The following is a 17619-nucleotide window of genomic DNA, read 5'->3' as shown; positions in this document are numbered from 1 at the left end:
ACTGTCCAGATAAAACTTGAGGCTGGGAGCCTGCCATGCGCCGGCGGGAAACCCGCCAACGCACAGCAAACAACCAACCTCTAGCGCAATCGCTGATTAGCGACGCAGACCCAGACGACCGATCAGGGCGCTGTAACGACTTACGTCCTTACCTTTCAGGTAATCCAGCAGCTTACGACGCTGGTTTACCATACGGATCAGGCCACGACGCGAGTGGTGGTCTTTACCGTTGGCCTTGAAGTGACCCTGCAGCTTGTTGATGTTGGCGGTCAGCAGTGCAACTTGCACTTCTGGCGAACCAGTGTCACCTACAGCTTGCTGGTAGTCGGTTACGATTTGAGCTTTTTCTTCAACGCTGAGTGCCATGTGGGCAATCCTTTTATCAGGAAACCGCTCCGAAGAACGATTTCAATAGGCCGAGGGCAAACCCTCGTATTTAAAAATGAGAAGTGACCGTGCCTATTAACAGCCACCCTCGTTCGGTCATTCTGACCGAATCAGTCGACGTGGCGCGATGCGCCCGTCCTCGCTCACTTCACCGATACCGATAAAGCGACCGTTGTGATCCTGTACGCGGACCATGCCGAACTTCGGTGCATCCGGGGCACGTACGGGCTGGCCATTGAGCCAGTAGAACGCACTGTGTTCCGAGAAGTGCAGCAGCGGCCAATCCAGCAGGCCGCTGTCCGATGGCATCAGGAAGCGGTCGACCGCCTCGTTGCCGCCTTCGGCATGTACCTGTTCCAACTCTTCGAGCGTGACCGTCTGGGCCAGGCTGAAGGGACCGGCCTGGGTCCGTCGCAATTGTGCAACGTACGCACCGCAGCCCAGGGCTTCGCCTATATCTTCGACCAGAGTCCGAATATAGGTGCCTTTGCTGCAATCCACCGCCAGGCGGGCGGTCTCGCCTTCACAGGCGAGCAATTCCAAGCGCGCAATAGTAACAGAACGCGGTTCGCGCTCCACTACTTCCCCGGCCCGGGCCAGCTTGTAAAGAGGTTGGCCATCACGCTTGAGCGCCGAGTACATCGGCGGTATCTGATTGATTTGACCGCGAAATCTTGGCAAAACCGCTTCAATATCGGCACGACCGACGGTCACCTCACGGGTTTGCAAAACCTCGCCTTCAGCATCTGCCGTGGTGGTGGTCTTGCCCATCTGCATCAGGGTTTCATAACCCTTGTCAGAATCGAGCAGGTACTGGGAGAACTTGGTGGCCTCACCGAAACACAGCGGCAACACACCAGTGGCCAGTGGGTCGAGGCTGCCGGTATGGCCAGCCTTCTCGGCATTGAGCAGCCAGCGGACCTTCTGCAGGGCCGCATTGGACGTAAAGCCCAGGGGCTTGTCGAGCAGGATGATACCGCTGACGTTTCGACGGATACGCTTGACCTGAGCCACTCGTTACTCCTTCGAGTCTTCTGCGTGCTGGCTGTCTTCAGCCACCGCTCGCTCGATCAGCGCCGACAGATGAGCACCGCGCACTACGCTTTCGTCGTAATGGAAATGCAGCTGTGGAACGCTGCGCAGCTTCATTTCACGGGCCAACTGCATGCGTAGGAAGCCTGCGGCGGCATTGAGCACCTTGATGCTTTGCGCGATATCTTCGGCGCTGTCCTGCCCCATCACGGTGATGAAGATCTTGGCGTGACCCACGTCACGGCTGACTTCAACAGCGGTGATGGTCACCAGGCCAACGCGTGGATCTTTGACTTCACGACGGATCAGTTGGGCCAGCTCACGCTGCATCTGATCGCCGATACGCTGGGTACGGCTGTATTCTTTTGCCATGTCTTGTTACCTGTTACTGCCCCATGGGAAACCCATGCGGTCTGAAAGCGGCAAACGCCCGGCCTGGCAGAAGCCGGACCGGGCGTTGCGTTTAGAGTCCAGAAGCAGCGCGATGCATGGAAATGCGTCGACCCTTCATGGCTCTTGAAGCTCGCGACTTAGAGGCTGCGAGCCACTTGGACCTTCTCGAAGACTTCGATCTTGTCACCGACCTTGACGTCGTTGTAGCTCTTGACGCCGATACCGCATTCCATGCCGGCACGTACTTCGGAAGCGTCGTCCTTGAAGCGGCGCAGGGATTCCAGCTCGCCTTCGAAGATAACGATGTCTTCGCGCAGTACACGGATCGGACGGTTACGGTGCACAACACCTTCGAGCACCATGCAGCCGGCGATCGCGCCAAACTTCGGCGAGCGGAACACATCGCGAACTTCGGCGATACCCAGGATGTTCTCCCGGACGTCGCTACCAAGCATACCGGTGAGGGCTTTCTTGACGTCTTCGATGATGTCGTAGATGACGTTGTAGTAACGCATATCCAGACCTTCCTGCTCGACGATCTTACGTGCGCCAGCATCGGCACGCACGTTGAAGCCGAACAGTACAGCGTTGGAAGCCAGGGCCAGGTTGGCGTCGCTTTCGGTGATACCACCGACGCCGCCGCCGACTACGCGCACTTGCACTTCGTCGTTACCCAGGCCGTTGAGCGCGCCCTGCAGAGCTTCCAGGGAACCACGGACGTCGGATTTGAGGACGATGTTAAGCGTCTTCTTCTCTTCCTGGCCCATGTTCTCGAAGATATTTTCCAGCTTGCCGGCGTGAGCACGGGCCAACTTGACTTCGCGGAACTTGCCTTGACGGAACAGAGCCACTTCACGGGCTTTCTTCTCGTCGGCAACCACGCTCATCTCGTCGCCAGCGTCCGGGGTACCGTCCAGGCCGAGAATCTCGACCGGAATGGAAGGACCGGCTTCCTTGATTGGCTTGCCGTTCTCGTCGAGCATGGCACGCACGCGGCCATAGTTCGAACCGACCAGGACCATGTCACCCTGACGCAGCGTACCGTCCTGAACCAGAACGGTCGCAACCGGGCCACGGCCCTTGTCGAGACGCGACTCAACCACAACACCACGGCCTGGAGCCGAAGGGGTTGCCTTGAGTTCCAGAACTTCGGCCTGCAGCAGGACCGCTTCGAGCAGCTCGTCAACACCGGTACCGACTTTCGCCGACACTGGAACGAACGGCGTATCACCGCCCCACTCTTCGGAAGTCACGCCGTGAACCGACAGTTCGCTACGGATGCGATCAAGATCAGCGCCCGGCTTGTCGATTTTGTTGACTGCCACGACCAGAGGAACGCCGGCAGCCTTGGCATGCTGGACTGCTTCAATGGTTTGCGGCATCACGCCGTCGTCTGCCGCCACAACCAGAATCACGATATCGGTCGCCTGGGCACCACGGGCACGCATGGCGGTAAACGCGGCGTGACCTGGGGTGTCGAGGAAGGTGACCATGCCGCGTTCGGTTTCAACGTGGTAGGCACCGATGTGCTGGGTAATACCACCGGCTTCGCCAGCCGCTACCTTGGCACGACGGATATAGTCGAGCAGCGAGGTCTTACCGTGGTCAACGTGGCCCATTACGGTCACAACCGGTGCACGGGAGAACGTCTCGCCTTCAAACTTCAGCGACTCGGCCAGGGAATCTTCCAGGGCGGTATCGCTGACCAGGGTCACTTTGTGGCCCAGTTCTTCAGCAACCAGTTGGGCAGTTTCCTGATCCAGCACCTGGTTGATGGTCACCGGAGTGCCCAGCTTGAACATGAACTTGATGATTTCGGCAGCCTTCACCGACATCTGCTGCGCCAGATCGCCGACCGTGATGGTCTCGCCGATCTTCACATCACGCACCACAGGGCCGGTAGGGCTCTGGAAACCGTGTGCATTGCGCTTCTTCAGCTTGGCCTTGCCGCGACCACCGCGACGGAAGCCATCGCTTTCTTCGTCGGTAGTACGTGGAGCAACGCGTGGCGCTGGCGCCTTTTCCTTGACCGAAGCACGATGCGGAGCGTTCTTGCGATCGCCCTCACCGCCGCCGCGACGATTGTTATCGTCAGCGCGTGGCTTGTCGGGACGACGCTGTTCGTCACGCTTGCGCGCATCGGCAGCTGGCGCTGCGGCGGCAACCGGGGCAGCTTCGCGCACAGGCTCGGCGACCGGAGCCGGAGCAGCAACCGCTGCACCAGCAACAGGTTCTGCTGCAGGCTGGCGGCGCGCATCTTCTTCAGCGCGACGCTTGGCTTCTTCTTCAGCCTTCTGACGAGCAGCGTTTTCTACCGCACGGCGCTCATCCAGCTCACGCTGACGCTCGGCTTCGATTTCTTCCGGGCTACGCTGTACGAAAACTTTCTTCTTACGAACTTCAACGCTGATGCTCTTGCTGCCAGCAACGCGCAGGGTACTGGTGGTTTTACGCTGCAAAGTGATCTTGCGCGGTTCTTCCACTTTAGCCTTGTGGCTGCTTTTCAAGTGAGTCAGCAGAGCTTGCTTCTCACTGTCGGTCACATTCTGCTCGGCGGCGTTGTGCGGCAGACCTGCCTCACGCATCTGCTGCAACAGGCGCTCTACCGGTGTTTTGACCTCATCGGCCAGTTGTTTCACCGTGACTTGCGTCATGCACTTCTCTCCTCAGGCCGCGCCTAATTACTCGAACCAATGGGCTCGGGCGGCCATGATCAACTTGCCGGCACGATCATCGTCAATGCCGTCGATGTCGAGCAGGTCGTCAATAGACTGCTCGGCCAGGTCTTCGCGGGTAATTACGCCGCGCACCGCCAGTTCCATCGCCAAATCCTTGTCCATACCCTCAAGCGAGAGCAGGTCTTCGGCCGGATGGGCGTCTGCCAGCTTTTCCTCAGTAGCGATGGCTTTAGTCAACAAACGATCCTTGGCCCGAGCGCGAAGCTCGTTGACGATTTCCTCGTCAAAGCCGTCGATGTTGAGCATTTCTTCCAACGGTACGTAGGCAATCTCTTCCAGGCTAGTGAAGCCTTCATCGACCAGTACCTGCGCCAATTCTTCGTCGACTTCCAACTCTTCGATGAAGTTGCGCAGGATGTCGCCGGTTTCAGCTTGCTGCTTGGCCTGGATGTCCGATTCGGTCATCACGTTCAGGGTCCAGCCGGTGAGCTGGCTGGCCAGACGTACGTTCTGACCACCGCGACCGATGGCCTGAGCCAGATTGTCTGCGCCAACGGCGATGTCCATGGCATGGGCATCTTCGTCAACGATAATTGCCGCGACTTCCGCCGGCGACATGGCATTGATCACGAACTGGGCAGGGTTATCGTCCCACAGGACAATATCTACACGCTCACCACCCAGCTCGCCCGATACCGCCTGGACGCGCGAACCGCGCATGCCGATGCAGGCACCTTGCGGATCGATGCGCTTGTCCTTGGAACGGACGGCAATTTTAGCTCGCGATCCAGGATCACGAGAAGCGGCCATCACTTCGATCAGACCTTCGGCAATTTCCGGCACTTCGATGCGGAACAACTCGATCAGCATCTCAGGCGCGGTGCGCGAAAGGATCAATTGAGGGCCACGGTTTTCCGTGCGAATTTCCTTGAGCAGTGCACGCAGACGCACACCCACGCGGAAAGTCTCACGAGAAATGATGTCTTCACGCGCCAACAGCGCCTCGGCATTGTTGCCCAGGTCGACAATGACGTTGTCGCGAGTGACTTTCTTCACGGTGCCGGAGATGATTTCTCCCAGGCGCTCGCGATAGGCATCCACGACCTGAGCCCGCTCGGCTTCGCGCACTTTCTGCACGATGACCTGCTTGGCGGTCTGAGCAGCGATGCGGCCGAATTCGATGGAGTCGATTTTGACTTCAACGATATCGCCGGCCTTCGCGCCTGGCTGTTTTTCCTGGGCCTGGTCGACGGCCAATTCGATGGCCGGATCATCAAGATCCTCGTCCTCGACCACAGTCCAGCGACGGAAAGTTTCATAGTTACCGGTGTGGCGATTGATTTCCACACGCAGATCGACTTCGTCTTCAAAACGCTTTTTAGTAGCGGTGGCCAGAGCCAGCTCCAGCGCTTCAAAAATAACGTTTGCCGGTACGCCCTTTTCATTGGATACCGACTCAACAACCAGCAGTACTTCTTTGCTCATCGTACGCCTCGCCTTTCGCAAGCCATTGGATCCGCGGGATCCGCGTCTCAGTCAAAACTGGGAATAATGTTGGCCTTGTCGATCAAATCGATCGGCAACAGGAACTCGTGGTCTTCTACCTGCACCACGACATCCTGCTCTTCCACTCCGCGCAGAAGGCCCTGAAAGTTGCGTCGACCTTCAAAAGGCGAGCGCAGCTTTATTTTCACTTGTTCCCCGGCATGCGAGGCAAACTGTTCAAGGGTGAACAGCGGGCGTTCCATGCCTGGAGAAGAAACCTCAAGGGTGTATTCAGAGGTGATTGGATCTTCGACATCCAGCACGCCACTGACCTGGCGACTGACAATCGCGCAGTCGTCCACCAGGACACCCTCTTCTTTATCGATATAAATACGCAGCAGTGAATGTCGACCCTGGGAGACGAACTCGATCCCCCAACATTGATAGCCAAGAGCCTCGACCACCGGGGCCAACAAGGCCTGCAACTGTTCTAGCTTGCTCGACACATGAACCCCCTCGTGCATGCTTTTGCAAATAAAAAATGGGCGAAGCGCCCATCCCTGATACGCCGTCGAACAACGGCGTCATAAAGTGTCCAGCTAACAAAAAGCCCCTGAAAAGGGGCTCCGCTAAAACTGGTTGCGGGGGCCGGATTTGAACCGACGACCTTCGGGTTATGAGCCCGACGAGCTACCAGACTGCTCCACCCCGCGACAAAGCTGGGGCGGAAGTATACGACTGATCCCCTACAGGGTCAATCCAACCTTCCACCTGCAAGAAAGCCCGCAATCGCGGGCTCTCCTGACTAATTGGTACCGAGAAGGGGACTCGAACCCCTACACCCTATGGGCACAACCACCTCAAGGTTGCGTGTCTACCAATTCCACCACCTCGGCAATACAACATTTACAGCCTTGGACCTTCTTACTTCTGCTCAGGAGCTTGAGGTACGTCAGTCACATCAGTAGCCGACTTTTGCTCTTGAAGCACCGGAACATCATCAGAAGCCGGTTGTTGCTTTGGAACTTCCAGAACTGCTGGATTTGGCAAACCTACTTGAGTCAGCTCTTGAGCTTTCTCTTTAGCAAAGTAACCTAACCCCAAGCTGGTTATGAAAAAACCTGCGGCAAGTATAGCAGTAAACTTACTAAGAAAGGTAGAGGAACCTTGGCTTCCGAACACAGTATTTGATGCACCTGCTCCGAAAGACGCGCCAGCGTCCGCACCTTTGCCCTGTTGCAGCAATACCAAGGCGACAACGCCCAGAGCACCCAACAGATGAAAAACGACTACGACTGTTTCCAGCATTTTCTCAGTTTCCCGCGGCGCGACAAATCGCACCGAACTCATCTGCATTCAGGGAAGCTCCACCAATGAGCCCCCCATCGATATCCGGCATGCCGAACAGTTCGACCGCATTGGCCGCCTTCACGCTGCCGCCGTATAGAAGCCGCACACCTCGTGCCACTTCAGAATTCTCTGTCGCCAACTGCGCGCGGATGGCGGCGTGCACATCCTGCGCTTGTTGCGGTGTTGCTGTCAGTCCAGTGCCAATGGCCCAGACCGGCTCGTAAGCGATAACCGCCTTGGCAAAAGCACCTACACCCAACTCTTCGATGATGCTGCCCAACTGACGCCCTACAACCTCGAGCGTCTTGCCGGCTTCGCGCTGCTCCAGCGTCTCGCCAATGCAGAGCACCGGGGTCAGGCCACAAGCCTGCGCAGCGGCAAACTTGCGATTGAGCATTCCATCACGTTCGCCCATCAGTTGGCGGCGCTCCGAATGCCCAATCAGAACCAGCGAGCAACCGGCATCAACCAACTGACTCGGCGCAATCTCACCGGTCAGTGCGCCCTGCATCGGCTCTACAGCCGAGTTTTGCGCACCGACCGCAATCGACTTGCCTTTAAGGCCGTCAATCACTTGAGTGATGTACAGACATGGCGGGAAAACCGCGACATCGACACCGCTCGGCAAAGCCAGACCACGAAGCCCCTTGATCAGCTCAGCGACGCTGGCGCGGGTACCGTGCATCTTCCAGTTACCAGCAACCATAGGGCGACGCATGCTGTACCTCGTCGGTCAAAGTGGGCGCAGATGTTACCCAACCGCATCATCACTGGCAAGCCGAAATCAAGCGCAAACTTCAGCAACCAGTTTTGCCAGCTCTTGTGCATGAGCACGAACCACCGCCTCATCGTCACCTTCAACCATCACACGCACCAGCGGTTCCGTGCCCGACTTGCGCAACAACACCCGGCCACGCCCAGCCATTGCCTGGGTAACACGCTCACAACCTTCCTTCACGGCCGGATGATTGATCGGGTCGACACCCCCGGCAAAGCGCACATTGACCAACACCTGCGGGCATTTGCGCAACGCCTGCCGAGACTGGGCCAAGCCTTCGCCGCGACGACGCAGCGCCATAAGCACCTGCAGCGCAGCCACAATCGCATCGCCCGTGGTGGTGTTGTGCAAACACAGGATATGCCCGGAGTTTTCACCGCCGACCATCCAGTTGCGCTCCATCAGCTCGGCGATCACATAACGGTCACCGACATTGGCCCGGACAAAGGGAATATTCAGCTCAGCCAGCGCCAGTTCCAGGCCCAGGTTACTCATCAGCGTCCCGACCACACCACCGTGCAGCTTGCCGCGTTCAGCCAGGTCGCGCGCAATGATGAACAGCAACTCGTCGCCATCAACGACCGCACCGGTATGATCGACCATCAGCACGCGGTCACCATCGCCATCGAAGGCGATACCCAGGTCCGCCTGCTCAGCCAACACAGCCGCCTGCAACGACGCCATATGGGTAGAGCCGCAGTTGTCGTTGATGTTCAGGCCGTCAGGAGAGGCGGACAGAACAACGACCTGGGCACCCAATTCACGAAATACGCTAGGTGCCACCTTGTAGGTCGCGCCGTGTGCGCAATCGAGCACGATTTTCAGCCCGGCCAGATCAGTTCCGGTCGGCACGCTGCTTTTGCAGAATTCGATATAGCGACCTGCCGCGTCATTGATTCGCGACACCTTGCCCAGCTGGCTGGACTCGACGACGGTCATCGGCGCCTCAAGCAGCTCCTCGATCATCAACTCGACCTCATCCGGCAGCTTGGTACCCTGGCCAGAGAAGAACTTGATGCCGTTGTCATCATGAGGGTTGTGCGAGGCGCTGATGACAATACCCGCCTCAGCATGGAAGGTGCGCGTCAGATAAGCGATTGCCGGGGTCGGCATAGGCCCGAGCAACATCACGTCGGCACCTGCGGCGGAAAGACCTGCCTCCAGCGCGGACTCAAACATGTAACCGGAAATTCGCGTGTCCTTGCCCACCAGGACACGGCAAGTGCCCAGCTTGCGGAATGCCATACCGGCAGCCCAGCCAAGCTTGAGCATAAAGTCGGGGGTAATGGGATAAACACCAACCCGACCGCGAATGCCGTCGGTTCCAAAGTACTTCTTAGTCATAAGAGCTCCATCTTTCTTATTCAGCAGCCTCGACGGCCTCGATCATCCGCACGACATCGACCGTCTCGGCCACGTCATGCACCCTGAGAATTCGCGCCCCCTTGCTCACGGCCAACGCTGCAAGCGCCAAGCCGCCGTACAGGCGCTCCCCCACCGGGCGATTCAATGCCAGACCGATCATGCTCTTGCGCGAGACACCCACCAAAAGCGGGCACCCCAGATCCAGCAAGGCATCCATTTGCCTGAACAGACTTAAATTGTGTTGCAGGGTTTTGGCAAAGCCAAAACCAGGATCAAGGATAATGCGTTCTTTAGGAATGCCCGCCAGGTCACACTGACGCATGCGCTCCCTCAGAAAGCCGGAGACCTCACCCAACAGGTCGTCGTAATGCGGACTGTCCTGCATATCTCCAGGCTCGCCCAGCATATGCATCAGGCATACCGGCAGCCCGGTAGCCGCCGCGGCGTCCAACGCACCGTCACGCTGCAGGGAACGCACATCGTTGATCAGCCCCGCCCCCAGCCGCGCTGTTTCGCGCATGACCGCTGGCGTGGACGTATCCACCGAAATAATCACATCCAGCTCGCGAGCGATAAGCTCGACGACCGGCGCCACACGCTCCAGCTCTTCAAGGGGCGAGACCGCACGAGCACCTGGACGGGTCGACTCACCGCCGACATCGATCAACGTAGCACCGGCAAGTACCATCGCTTCAGCGTGGCGCAAAGCTGCGTCCCGCTGGCTGAAACGGCCGCCATCGGAGAAGGAATCAGGGGTGACATTAAGAATGCCCATAACATGCGTATGGGCCAAATCAAGAACCCGGTTGCCGCAAGGCAACCGGGTCAGGGACTGTACAGAAGTCATCTCAAGCCTTAGTGATCAGCTGCTGGGCCACCGATCGGTGTTTCCGGCCGCTCATTCTGAACAACCGGTGGCGGCGTTCCCGAACCACCCTCCCAGTCACGCGGCTCGCGCGGCGTACGACCGGCCATGATGTCGTCGATCTGCTCGGCATCGATGGTTTCGTACTTCATCAAGGCATCAGCCATGGCATCGAGCTTGTCGCGGTTTTCCGTCAGGATCTGCTTGGCGGTGCCGTAGCACTGGTCAATGATGCTGCGCACCTCGGAGTCGATCAGCTTCGCCGTCTCGGCCGAGAGGCTTGCATGCTGGCTACCAGCACTGCGCCCCAGGAACACCTCACCTTCTTCCTCAGCGTACATCAACGGCCCGAGCTTCTCGGACAGCCCCCACTTGGTCACCATGTTCCGCGCAATCTGGCTGGCGCGCATGATGTCATTGGAGGCCCCGGTGGTCACACCGTCGAAGCCCAGGGTCATTTCTTCAGCAATACGGCCACCGTACAGCGAGCAGATCTGACTGATCAGCGCACGCTTGGACAGGCTATAGCGGTCTTCTTCCGGCAGGAACATCGTCACACCCAGCGCACGTCCGCGCGGGATAATCGACACTTTGTAAACCGGATCATGCTCAGGCACGACGCGCCCAACAATGGCGTGGCCTGCTTCATGGTAAGCCGTGTTGCGTTTTTCCTTGTCGGACATGACCATCGATTTGCGCTCGGCGCCCATCATGATCTTGTCCTTGGCCAGCTCGAATTCCTTCATCTCGACTATGCGCTTGCCGGAACGGGCAGCGAACAGCGAAGCCTCGTTGACCAGGTTAGCCAGGTCGGCACCGGAGAAACCCGGAGTACCGCGTGCGATAACCGCCGGAGCGACATCGTCACCCACTGGCACTTTGCGCATATGGACCTTGAGAATCTGTTCCCGACCGCGGATATCCGGCAAACCCACGACAACCTGACGGTCGAAGCGGCCCGGACGCAGCAGCGCAGGGTCAAGTACGTCCGGACGGTTGGTGGCGGCAATGACGATGATGCCATCGTTCATTTCAAAACCATCCATCTCTACCAGCAACTGGTTGAGGGTCTGCTCGCGCTCGTCGTGACCACCGCCCATGCCCGCACCACGATGGCGACCGACCGCGTCGATCTCATCGATAAAGATGATGCACGGCGCATGCTTCTTGGCCTGCTCGAACATATCGCGAACACGGCTGGCACCCACGCCGACGAACATCTCGACGAAGTCCGAACCGGAAATGGTGAAAAATGGCACTTTGGCTTCGCCCGCAATGGCTTTGGCCAACAGGGTTTTACCGGTACCTGGCGGGCCAACCATCAACACGCCACGAGGGATACGACCACCCAGGCGCTGGAACTTGCCTGGATCGCGGAGGAACTCGACCAACTCGCCCACTTCTTCCTTGGCCTCGTCGCAACCTGCGACGTCAGCCAAAGTGGTCTTGACCTGGTCCTCCGACAGCAGGCGCGCCTTGCTCTTGCCGAAACTCATCGGCCCGCCCTTGCCGCCCGCACCGCCTTGCATCTGGCGCATGAAGAACATGAACACGGCAATGATCACCAGAATCGGGAAGCTGGCGACCAGCAACTGCGTCCAGATACTTTGCTGCTCAGGCTGCTTGCCTTCAACCACGACATGGTTTTCGACCAGATCGCCGATCAACCCATTGTCCTGGATTGCCGGACGAATGGTCTTGAAGCTGTCGCCATCGTTGCGCTTGCCAGTGATGACATAGCCATCGACCGCGACGCGCTCGACCTTGCCATCCTTGACCTGCTGAATGAAGTCGGAATAAGCGAGGGTCTGCGGCTCGTTTGGACTGGAGAAGTTGTTCATCACCGTCACCAGGACAGCCGCGATGATCAACCACAGGATCAAATTCTTTGCCATATCGTTCAATTAGCTACCCTCTGAAGCCAGCTCCGCTACTGGAGCGTGCTTCGCATGATATTCACCGACCTAACTTACTACATTACGTACAGCTCTGGCAGGCGCTGTCTGTAACCCTTTGTGAAATTAGACTACACAATTTTCTTCATAATCTGACGAACGGCCCTATTTAAAAAACCTATCGCAATGATCAGGAGCCAGCGAAGCCTTCACTCCGCGCCGCGAAAGCCCCGTGCCAACAAATACTGCTCACGGGAACGGTCACGCGATGACAGAGGCTTGCGCATCTGCACCTTCTCGAACATCTGCCGAACGGTCTTGTGATAGACATCGAACCCTTCGCCCTGGAAAACCTTGATCAGGAAGTCGCCCCCCGGACGCAACACTCGCCCGGCCAAATCAAGGGCCAGCTCGCAGAGGAACATTGCACGCGGCATATCCACTGCAGCCAATCCACTCATATTGGGGGCCATATCGGAAATCACAAGGTCTACTTGTGTATTACCGACAGCGTCGAGGATCTGTGCAAGCACGGCATCTTCAGTGAAGTCCCCCTGAATAAAGGTGACATCAGGGATGCTGTCCATTTCCAGGATGTCGGACGCAATGAGACGCCCCTGCCCACCAATCAGACGACTGGTCACCTGGGACCAACCACCTGGCGCGGCACCCAGGTCGATAACGCTCATGCCAGGGCGGATCAGTCGATCCTTCTCCTGGATCTCCAGCAGCTTGTAGCTGGCACGTGAACGATAGCCATCCTTTTGCGCCATTTTGACGTAAGGATCATTGAAGTGTTCTTTCAGCCAGTTATGACTTGTCTTGGAACGGGCCACGGGCCACCTCGAAAAAATTGTCGAATCGCGATTAACTGGGCGGTCCCGGACTCGCTCGGGTAAACTGGCCGCCGCTTTTTACAAGATCAGACGCAGGGGTCAGATTATGCCGCTCACTCAAGAGCAGAAGAAACAGTACAAATCCATTGGCCACCATCTGAAACCAGTTTTGACTGTGGCTGATAACGGTTTGACTGAAGGTGTGTTAGCCGAACTCGAACGCGCATTGAGCGATCACGAACTGATCAAGATCAAGCTCAACATCCTCGATCGCGAGTCCCGCCTGGAAGCCATTGCACAGCTGTGCAAGGCCGGCAAAGCGGATCTGGTTCAGGTCATCGGCAAGATGGCACTGATCTACCGCAAAAATTTCAGCGCCAACAAGCAACTGTCGAACATTCACCGCTTCAAGTGATGTCGACGAGACTCAAGGGCACGCCTGGCGCGCCCTTGAACTCTTTTGCGGCGCCGGCTGCAAAACCAGCACCAACCCGGAAAAAGCCAGGATCAGGTAACTGAACAGCTGCCAGCGCAATGCTTGCGGCACGCCATAGCGCACCAGGAAGTACATCCCGCACGCATACAACGCCATTAACAATAGCTGCCCGCGCATATCGCGCCACAGGCTCGCGAGCCCTTGCGCCCGCACCAACAGGCCGATCTGCAGCAGCACTCCGACGCCAGCGAGTGCGACCAGCACCCCACCCATCAGGCTAGCCACCTCCTCTACGAGCAAAGGCGCCAACCCGATCTGTTTCAGCACTGGAAGCAGAACGATGTGCAACAACCACAGGCTGCCAACCCAGAACACCTGGGTCAGCTGCCAAGCCATCGCACCGAACCGCAACGGCGGCCGGTTTTCAGATGTGGCGGACTTCGACAATCTCGTACTCGATAACACCACTGGGCGTCTTGACCGTCACCACATCACCCTCTTCCTTGGCAATCAAGGCGCGAGCGATGGGCGATCCAACCGAAATCTTGCCCGACTTGATGTCCGCTTCATCCTCACCCACGATCTGGTAAGTGACGCTTTCATCCGTTTCGACGTTGGCAATTTCAACGGTGGTACCGAAAATCACCTTTCCGGTATGAGGAATCGTGGTGACATCGATCACGACCGCATTCTGCATGCGCCCTTCGATATCACGGATCCGCGCCTCAACCATCCCCTGCTGCTCACGGGCGGCGTGGTACTCGGCGTTTTCCTTGAGGTCGCCCAGTTCACGCGCCGTACCAATGTCCTGGCTCAGCTTGGGCCGCACGACTTTGGTCAGGTGGGTCAATTCTTCCTCCAGGGCGCGAGCGCCCTGGACTGTCATCGGGTATTTGATCATGCCTTCAATCCTGCATGTAGATCCTGCAAGCGGCGTACGGTCTTTTCCGGACCGAACTTGAGTGCTTCGCAGATCGCTTCGCCAGCAGCAATGGTCGTGGTGCAGTAGATCTTGTGCTGCAGGGCGTTACGACGGATGGAGTAGGAATCAGCGATCGACTGACGCCCTTCGGTGGTGTTGATGATCAGCGTGACTTCGTCATTCTTGATCATGTCGACCACGTGCGGACGGCCCTCGGTCACCTTGTTCACGCGGCGTACTTTCAGGCCTGCCGCTTCGATCAGCTTGGCAGTACCGGCGGTCGCGACCACTTCGAAGCCCAAGTTGATCAGATCACGGGCGACACCCGCAACCAGTGGCTTGTCATCGTCACGCACGCTAATAAACGCAGTACCGCCGGTTGGCAGCACTTCGCTGGCACCCATCTGGGCTTTGGCGAAGGCCTCGCCAAAGGTATCGCCAACGCCCATCACTTCACCGGTGGACTTCATCTCTGGGCCCAGGATCGGGTCAACACCAGGGAATTTGGCGAAGGGGAATACCGCCTCTTTCACGCTGTAGAAGTTCGGAATGATTTCCTTGGTGAAACCCAATTCCTTCAAGGTTTTACCCGCCATGACGCGTGCCGCGATCATTGCCAGGGAAACACCGATGCACTTGGACACAAACGGTACGGTACGCGAAGCACGCGGGTTGACTTCGATCACGTAGATCGTTTCACCCTGCAGCGCGAGTTGCACGTTCATCAAGCCGACAACACCCAGCTCCAGCGCCATCTTCTTGACCTGCTCGCGCATTTCGTCCTGGATATGCGCTGGCAGCGAGTAAGGCGGCAGCGAGCAAGCGGAGTCACCGGAGTGAACGCCTGCCTGCTCGATGTGCTGCATGATCGCGCCGATCACCACGTCGGTACCGTCGCAGACCGCATCCACGTCCATTTCAATGGCGCAGTTCAGGAAGTGGTCAAGCAGCACCGGGCTGTCGTTGGACACCTGGACCGCTTCGCGCAGGTAGCGCTTGAGCTCTTCTTCCTCGTAAACGATTTCCATCGCCCGACCGCCCAGTACGTAGGACGGGCGCACGACCAGCGGATAACCGATCTTGCTTGCCGCACGAATCGCTTCGTCTTCGCTACGCACGGTGGCGTTAGGCGGCTGACGCAGATTCAGACGCTCGACCATTTGCTGGAAGCGCTCACGGTCTTCGGCACGGTCGATGGCATCCGGGCTGGTGCCGATGATCGGCACACCGGCAGCTTCCAGAGCACGCGCCAGTTTCAGTGGGGTCTGGCCACCGTACTGGACGATAACGCCCTTGGGCTTCTCGACCCGCACGATCTCCAGCACGTCTTCCAGGGTCACGGGTTCGAAGTACAGGCGATCGGAGGTGTCGTAGTCGGTGGATACGGTTTCCGGGTTGCAGTTGACCATGATGGTCTCGTACCCGTCTTCACGCAGCGCCAGCGCCGCGTGAACGCAGCAGTAGTCGAACTCGATACCCTGGCCGATACGGTTAGGACCGCCACCCAGGATCATGATCTTGTTGCGATCCGAAGGCGCCGCTTCGCACTCTTCCTCGTAGGTGGAGTACAGGTAGGCAGTATCGGTCGCGAACTCGGCCGCGCAGGTGTCGACGCGCTTGTAGACCGGGAACACTTCAAGCTTGTGACGGTGGGTACGCAGGTTCTTCTCGGTCACACCCAGCAGCTTGGCCAGACGCTGGTCGGAGAAACCCTTGCGCTTGAGGCGGAACATCAAGTCCTTGTCGATCGCCGACAGGCCCAGGGTCTTGACCTTCTCTTCTTCCTTGATCAGATCTTCGATCTGTACCAGGAACCAAGGGTCGATCATGTTCATGCCAAAAATATCTTCGACCGTCATACCGGCACGGAACGCGTCGGCCACGTACCAGATACGCTCGGCGCCCGGCACGGTCAGCTCGCGCTTGAGCACGCTCATGCTTTCCGGGTTGCTCAGGTCAAGCTTCGGATCCAGGCCGCAAACCCCCACTTCCAGGCCGCGCAGGGCTTTCTGCAGGGACTCCTGGAAGGTCCGGCCGATGGCCATGACTTCACCTACCGACTTCATCTGAGTGGTCAGGCGCGCGTCAGCCTTGGGGAATTTCTCGAAGGCGAAACGTGGCAGCTTGGTGACGACATAGTCGATGGCCGGTTCAAACGAAGCCGGGGTCTTGCCACCGGTGATGTCGTTCGACAGCTCGTCGAGGGTGTAGCCGACCGCCAGCTTGGCCGCGACCTTGGCAATCGGGAAACCGGTGGCTTTCGAAGCCAGTGCCGAGGAGCGCGATACCCGCGGGTTCATCTCGATCACGACCATGCGGCCAGTGTTCGGGCAAATACCGAATTGAACGTTGGAGCCGCCGGTTTCAACACCGATCTCGCGCAGGACCGCCAGGGAGGCGTTACGCAGGATCTGGTATTCCTTGTCGGTCAGGGTCTGGGCTGGCGCGACAGTGATCGAGTCGCCAGTGTGCACGCCCATCGGGTCGAAGTTCTCGATGGAGCAGACGATGATGCAGTTGTCCTTTTTGTCGCGGACCACCTCCATCTCGTACTCTTTCCAACCAATCAGCGATTCATCGATCAGCAGTTCCTTGGTCGGCGACAGGTCGAGGCCACGGGCGCAGATCTCTTCGAACTCTTCACGGTTGTAGGCGATACCACCACCGGTGCCGCCCATGGTGAAGGACGGACGAATGATGCACGGGAAGCCAAGACGCTCGAGGACCGCATTGGCCTCTTCCATGCTGTGGGCAATCCCCGAACGCGGGCAGTCCAGGCCGATGGATTTCATCGCCTTGTCAAAGCGCGAACGGTCTTCAGCCTTGTCGATGGTGTCGGCGTTGGCGCCGATCATTTCCACGCCGAACTTTTCCAGAACGCCTTCGCGCTCCAGGTCCAGGGCGCAGTTCAATGCCGTCTGGCCACCCATGGTCGGCAGCAGTGCATCGGGACGCTCTTTCTCGATGATCTTGGCAACCGTCTGCCACTTGATCGGCTCGATGTAGGTGGCGTCCGCCATGGCCGGGTCGGTCATGATGGTGGCTGGGTTGGAGTTCACCAGGATGACGCGGTAACCCTCTTCGCGCAGAGCCTTGCAGGCCTGGGCGCCGGAGTAGTCGAATTCGCAGGCCTGGCCGATAACGATCGGGCCAGCACCAAGAATCAGGATGCTTTTAATATCTGTACGTTTTGGCAT

16 protein-coding genes and 2 tRNA genes are annotated in these 17619 nt (G+C 58.2%); 1 reads left to right on the top strand and 17 read right to left on the bottom strand.

The genetic code is table 11. From position 1 onward, the window contains the following. Window positions 1–96: 96 nt before the first annotated feature. From rpsO to rlmE, 14 genes are all read right to left on the bottom strand, one after another. On the bottom strand, window positions 97–366 hold the full coding sequence (gene rpsO, locus NPS46_RS21415) for a 30S ribosomal protein S15 (protein WP_002555121.1): 270 nt from the start codon (window positions 364–366) through the stop codon (window positions 97–99). A 117-nt stretch (window positions 367–483) separates the two neighbouring features. After that, window positions 484–1401 carry a tRNA pseudouridine(55) synthase TruB gene (truB, locus tag NPS46_RS21410; RefSeq protein WP_274110728.1) on the bottom strand — a complete coding sequence of 306 codons (918 nt, stop codon included), beginning with the start codon at window positions 1399–1401 and terminating at the stop codon, window positions 484–486. 3 nt (window positions 1402–1404) lie between these two features. After that, window positions 1405–1791 carry a 30S ribosome-binding factor RbfA gene (rbfA, locus tag NPS46_RS21405; RefSeq protein WP_274110726.1) on the bottom strand — a complete coding sequence of 129 codons (387 nt, stop codon included), beginning with the start codon at window positions 1789–1791 and terminating at the stop codon, window positions 1405–1407. Between the two features lie 158 nt (window positions 1792–1949). Further along, a complete protein-coding gene (gene infB, locus NPS46_RS21400) occupies window positions 1950–4466 on the bottom strand; it encodes a translation initiation factor IF-2 (protein ID WP_274110725.1) in 2517 nt (838 codons plus the stop codon). Window positions 4467–4493: 27 nt separating this feature from the next. Next, window positions 4494–5975, bottom strand: coding sequence for a transcription termination factor NusA (gene nusA / locus NPS46_RS21395; RefSeq protein ID WP_274110723.1), 1482 nt, complete (start codon window positions 5973–5975; stop codon window positions 4494–4496). A gap of 47 nt (window positions 5976–6022) precedes the next feature. Then, window positions 6023–6481: a ribosome maturation factor RimP gene (gene rimP, locus NPS46_RS21390; protein ID WP_274110721.1), complete on the bottom strand. Its 459-nt coding sequence runs from the start codon at window positions 6479–6481 to the stop codon at window positions 6023–6025. Window positions 6482–6611: 130 nt separating this feature from the next. Next, window positions 6612–6688: transfer RNA gene (locus tag NPS46_RS21385), tRNA-Met, on the bottom strand. A gap of 97 nt (window positions 6689–6785) precedes the next feature. Continuing rightward, window positions 6786–6871, bottom strand: a tRNA-Leu gene (locus NPS46_RS21380). Between the two features lie 28 nt (window positions 6872–6899). Next, window positions 6900–7283, bottom strand: a complete 384-nt coding sequence (gene secG, locus NPS46_RS21375) for a preprotein translocase subunit SecG (protein WP_274110719.1) — start codon at window positions 7281–7283, stop codon at window positions 6900–6902. A 4-nt stretch (window positions 7284–7287) separates the two neighbouring features. Then, window positions 7288–8043 carry a triose-phosphate isomerase gene (gene tpiA, locus NPS46_RS21370; RefSeq protein WP_274110718.1) on the bottom strand — a complete coding sequence of 252 codons (756 nt, stop codon included), beginning with the start codon at window positions 8041–8043 and terminating at the stop codon, window positions 7288–7290. Window positions 8044–8109: 66 nt separating this feature from the next. Continuing rightward, complete coding sequence (glmM, locus tag NPS46_RS21365; RefSeq protein WP_274110717.1) at window positions 8110–9447, bottom strand: phosphoglucosamine mutase; 1338 nt, start codon at window positions 9445–9447, stop codon at window positions 8110–8112. A gap of 16 nt (window positions 9448–9463) precedes the next feature. Continuing rightward, window positions 9464–10315: a dihydropteroate synthase gene (folP, locus tag NPS46_RS21360; protein WP_274110715.1), complete on the bottom strand. Its 852-nt coding sequence runs from the start codon at window positions 10313–10315 to the stop codon at window positions 9464–9466. 8 nt (window positions 10316–10323) lie between these two features. Next, window positions 10324–12228: an ATP-dependent zinc metalloprotease FtsH gene (gene ftsH, locus NPS46_RS21355; protein WP_274110713.1), complete on the bottom strand. Its 1905-nt coding sequence runs from the start codon at window positions 12226–12228 to the stop codon at window positions 10324–10326. 209 nt (window positions 12229–12437) lie between these two features. Further along, window positions 12438–13064, bottom strand: a complete 627-nt coding sequence (gene rlmE / locus NPS46_RS21350; RefSeq protein WP_274110711.1) for a 23S rRNA (uridine(2552)-2'-O)-methyltransferase RlmE — start codon at window positions 13062–13064, stop codon at window positions 12438–12440. 106 nt (window positions 13065–13170) lie between these two features. On the opposite strand from rlmE, the gene yhbY reads away from it, so the two are divergent. Next, window positions 13171–13479 carry a ribosome assembly RNA-binding protein YhbY gene (yhbY, locus tag NPS46_RS21345; RefSeq protein ID WP_274110709.1) on the top strand — a complete coding sequence of 103 codons (309 nt, stop codon included), beginning with the start codon at window positions 13171–13173 and terminating at the stop codon, window positions 13477–13479. Between the two features lie 12 nt (window positions 13480–13491). On the opposite strand, the gene NPS46_RS21340 is transcribed toward yhbY, so the two are convergent. The 3 genes from NPS46_RS21340 to carB are packed head-to-tail and all read right to left on the bottom strand — an operon-like array spanning window position 13492 to window position 17619. Beyond that, window positions 13492–13896 (bottom strand): MFS transporter, encoded by a 405-nt coding sequence (locus NPS46_RS21340; RefSeq protein ID WP_274110707.1) that lies wholly within the window; start codon window positions 13894–13896, stop codon window positions 13492–13494. Window positions 13897–13924: 28 nt separating this feature from the next. Continuing rightward, window positions 13925–14401, bottom strand: coding sequence for a transcription elongation factor GreA (gene greA, locus NPS46_RS21335; RefSeq protein ID WP_274110706.1), 477 nt, complete (start codon window positions 14399–14401; stop codon window positions 13925–13927). Further along, complete coding sequence (gene carB, locus NPS46_RS21330) at window positions 14398–17619, bottom strand: carbamoyl-phosphate synthase large subunit (RefSeq protein WP_274110704.1); 3222 nt, start codon at window positions 17617–17619, stop codon at window positions 14398–14400. Before carB ends, greA begins: the two co-directional genes overlap by 4 nt.

The sequence above is a fragment of the Pseudomonas putida genome (assembly GCF_028682395.1).
Lineage (GTDB): Bacteria > Pseudomonadota > Gammaproteobacteria > Pseudomonadales > Pseudomonadaceae > Aquipseudomonas > Aquipseudomonas putida_AB.
Note: the sequence above shows the minus strand (reverse complement) of the source record. Positions and strands in the feature narration are given on the sequence as shown.

Bases quoted from the DNA above. Each gene is read 5' to 3' on its own strand.
- rpsO (WP_002555121.1), bottom strand. From the start codon at position 366: ATGGCACTCAGCGTTGAAGAAAAAGCTCAAATCGTAACCGACTACCAG.
- rbfA (WP_274110726.1), bottom strand. From the start codon at position 1,791: ATGGCAAAAGAATACAGCCGTACCCAGCGTATCGGCGATCAGATGCAG.
- infB (WP_274110725.1), bottom strand. From the start codon at position 4,466: ATGACGCAAGTCACGGTGAAACAACTGGCCGATGAGGTCAAAACACCG.
- nusA (WP_274110723.1), bottom strand. From the start codon at position 5,975: ATGAGCAAAGAAGTACTGCTGGTTGTTGAGTCGGTATCCAATGAAAAG.
- secG (WP_274110719.1), bottom strand. From the start codon at position 7,283: ATGCTGGAAACAGTCGTAGTCGTTTTTCATCTGTTGGGTGCTCTGGGC.
- tpiA (WP_274110718.1), bottom strand. From the start codon at position 8,043: ATGCGTCGCCCTATGGTTGCTGGTAACTGGAAGATGCACGGTACCCGC.
- glmM (WP_274110717.1), bottom strand. From the start codon at position 9,447: ATGACTAAGAAGTACTTTGGAACCGACGGCATTCGCGGTCGGGTTGGT.
- folP (WP_274110715.1), bottom strand. From the start codon at position 10,315: ATGACTTCTGTACAGTCCCTGACCCGGTTGCCTTGCGGCAACCGGGTT.
- ftsH (WP_274110713.1), bottom strand. From the start codon at position 12,228: ATGGCAAAGAATTTGATCCTGTGGTTGATCATCGCGGCTGTCCTGGTG.
- yhbY (WP_274110709.1), top strand. From the start codon at position 13,171: ATGCCGCTCACTCAAGAGCAGAAGAAACAGTACAAATCCATTGGCCAC.
- NPS46_RS21340 (WP_274110707.1), bottom strand. From the start codon at position 13,896: ATGGCTTGGCAGCTGACCCAGGTGTTCTGGGTTGGCAGCCTGTGGTTG.
- greA (WP_274110706.1), bottom strand. From the start codon at position 14,401: ATGATCAAATACCCGATGACAGTCCAGGGCGCTCGCGCCCTGGAGGAA.
- carB (WP_274110704.1), bottom strand. From the start codon at position 17,619: ATGCCAAAACGTACAGATATTAAAAGCATCCTGATTCTTGGTGCTGGC.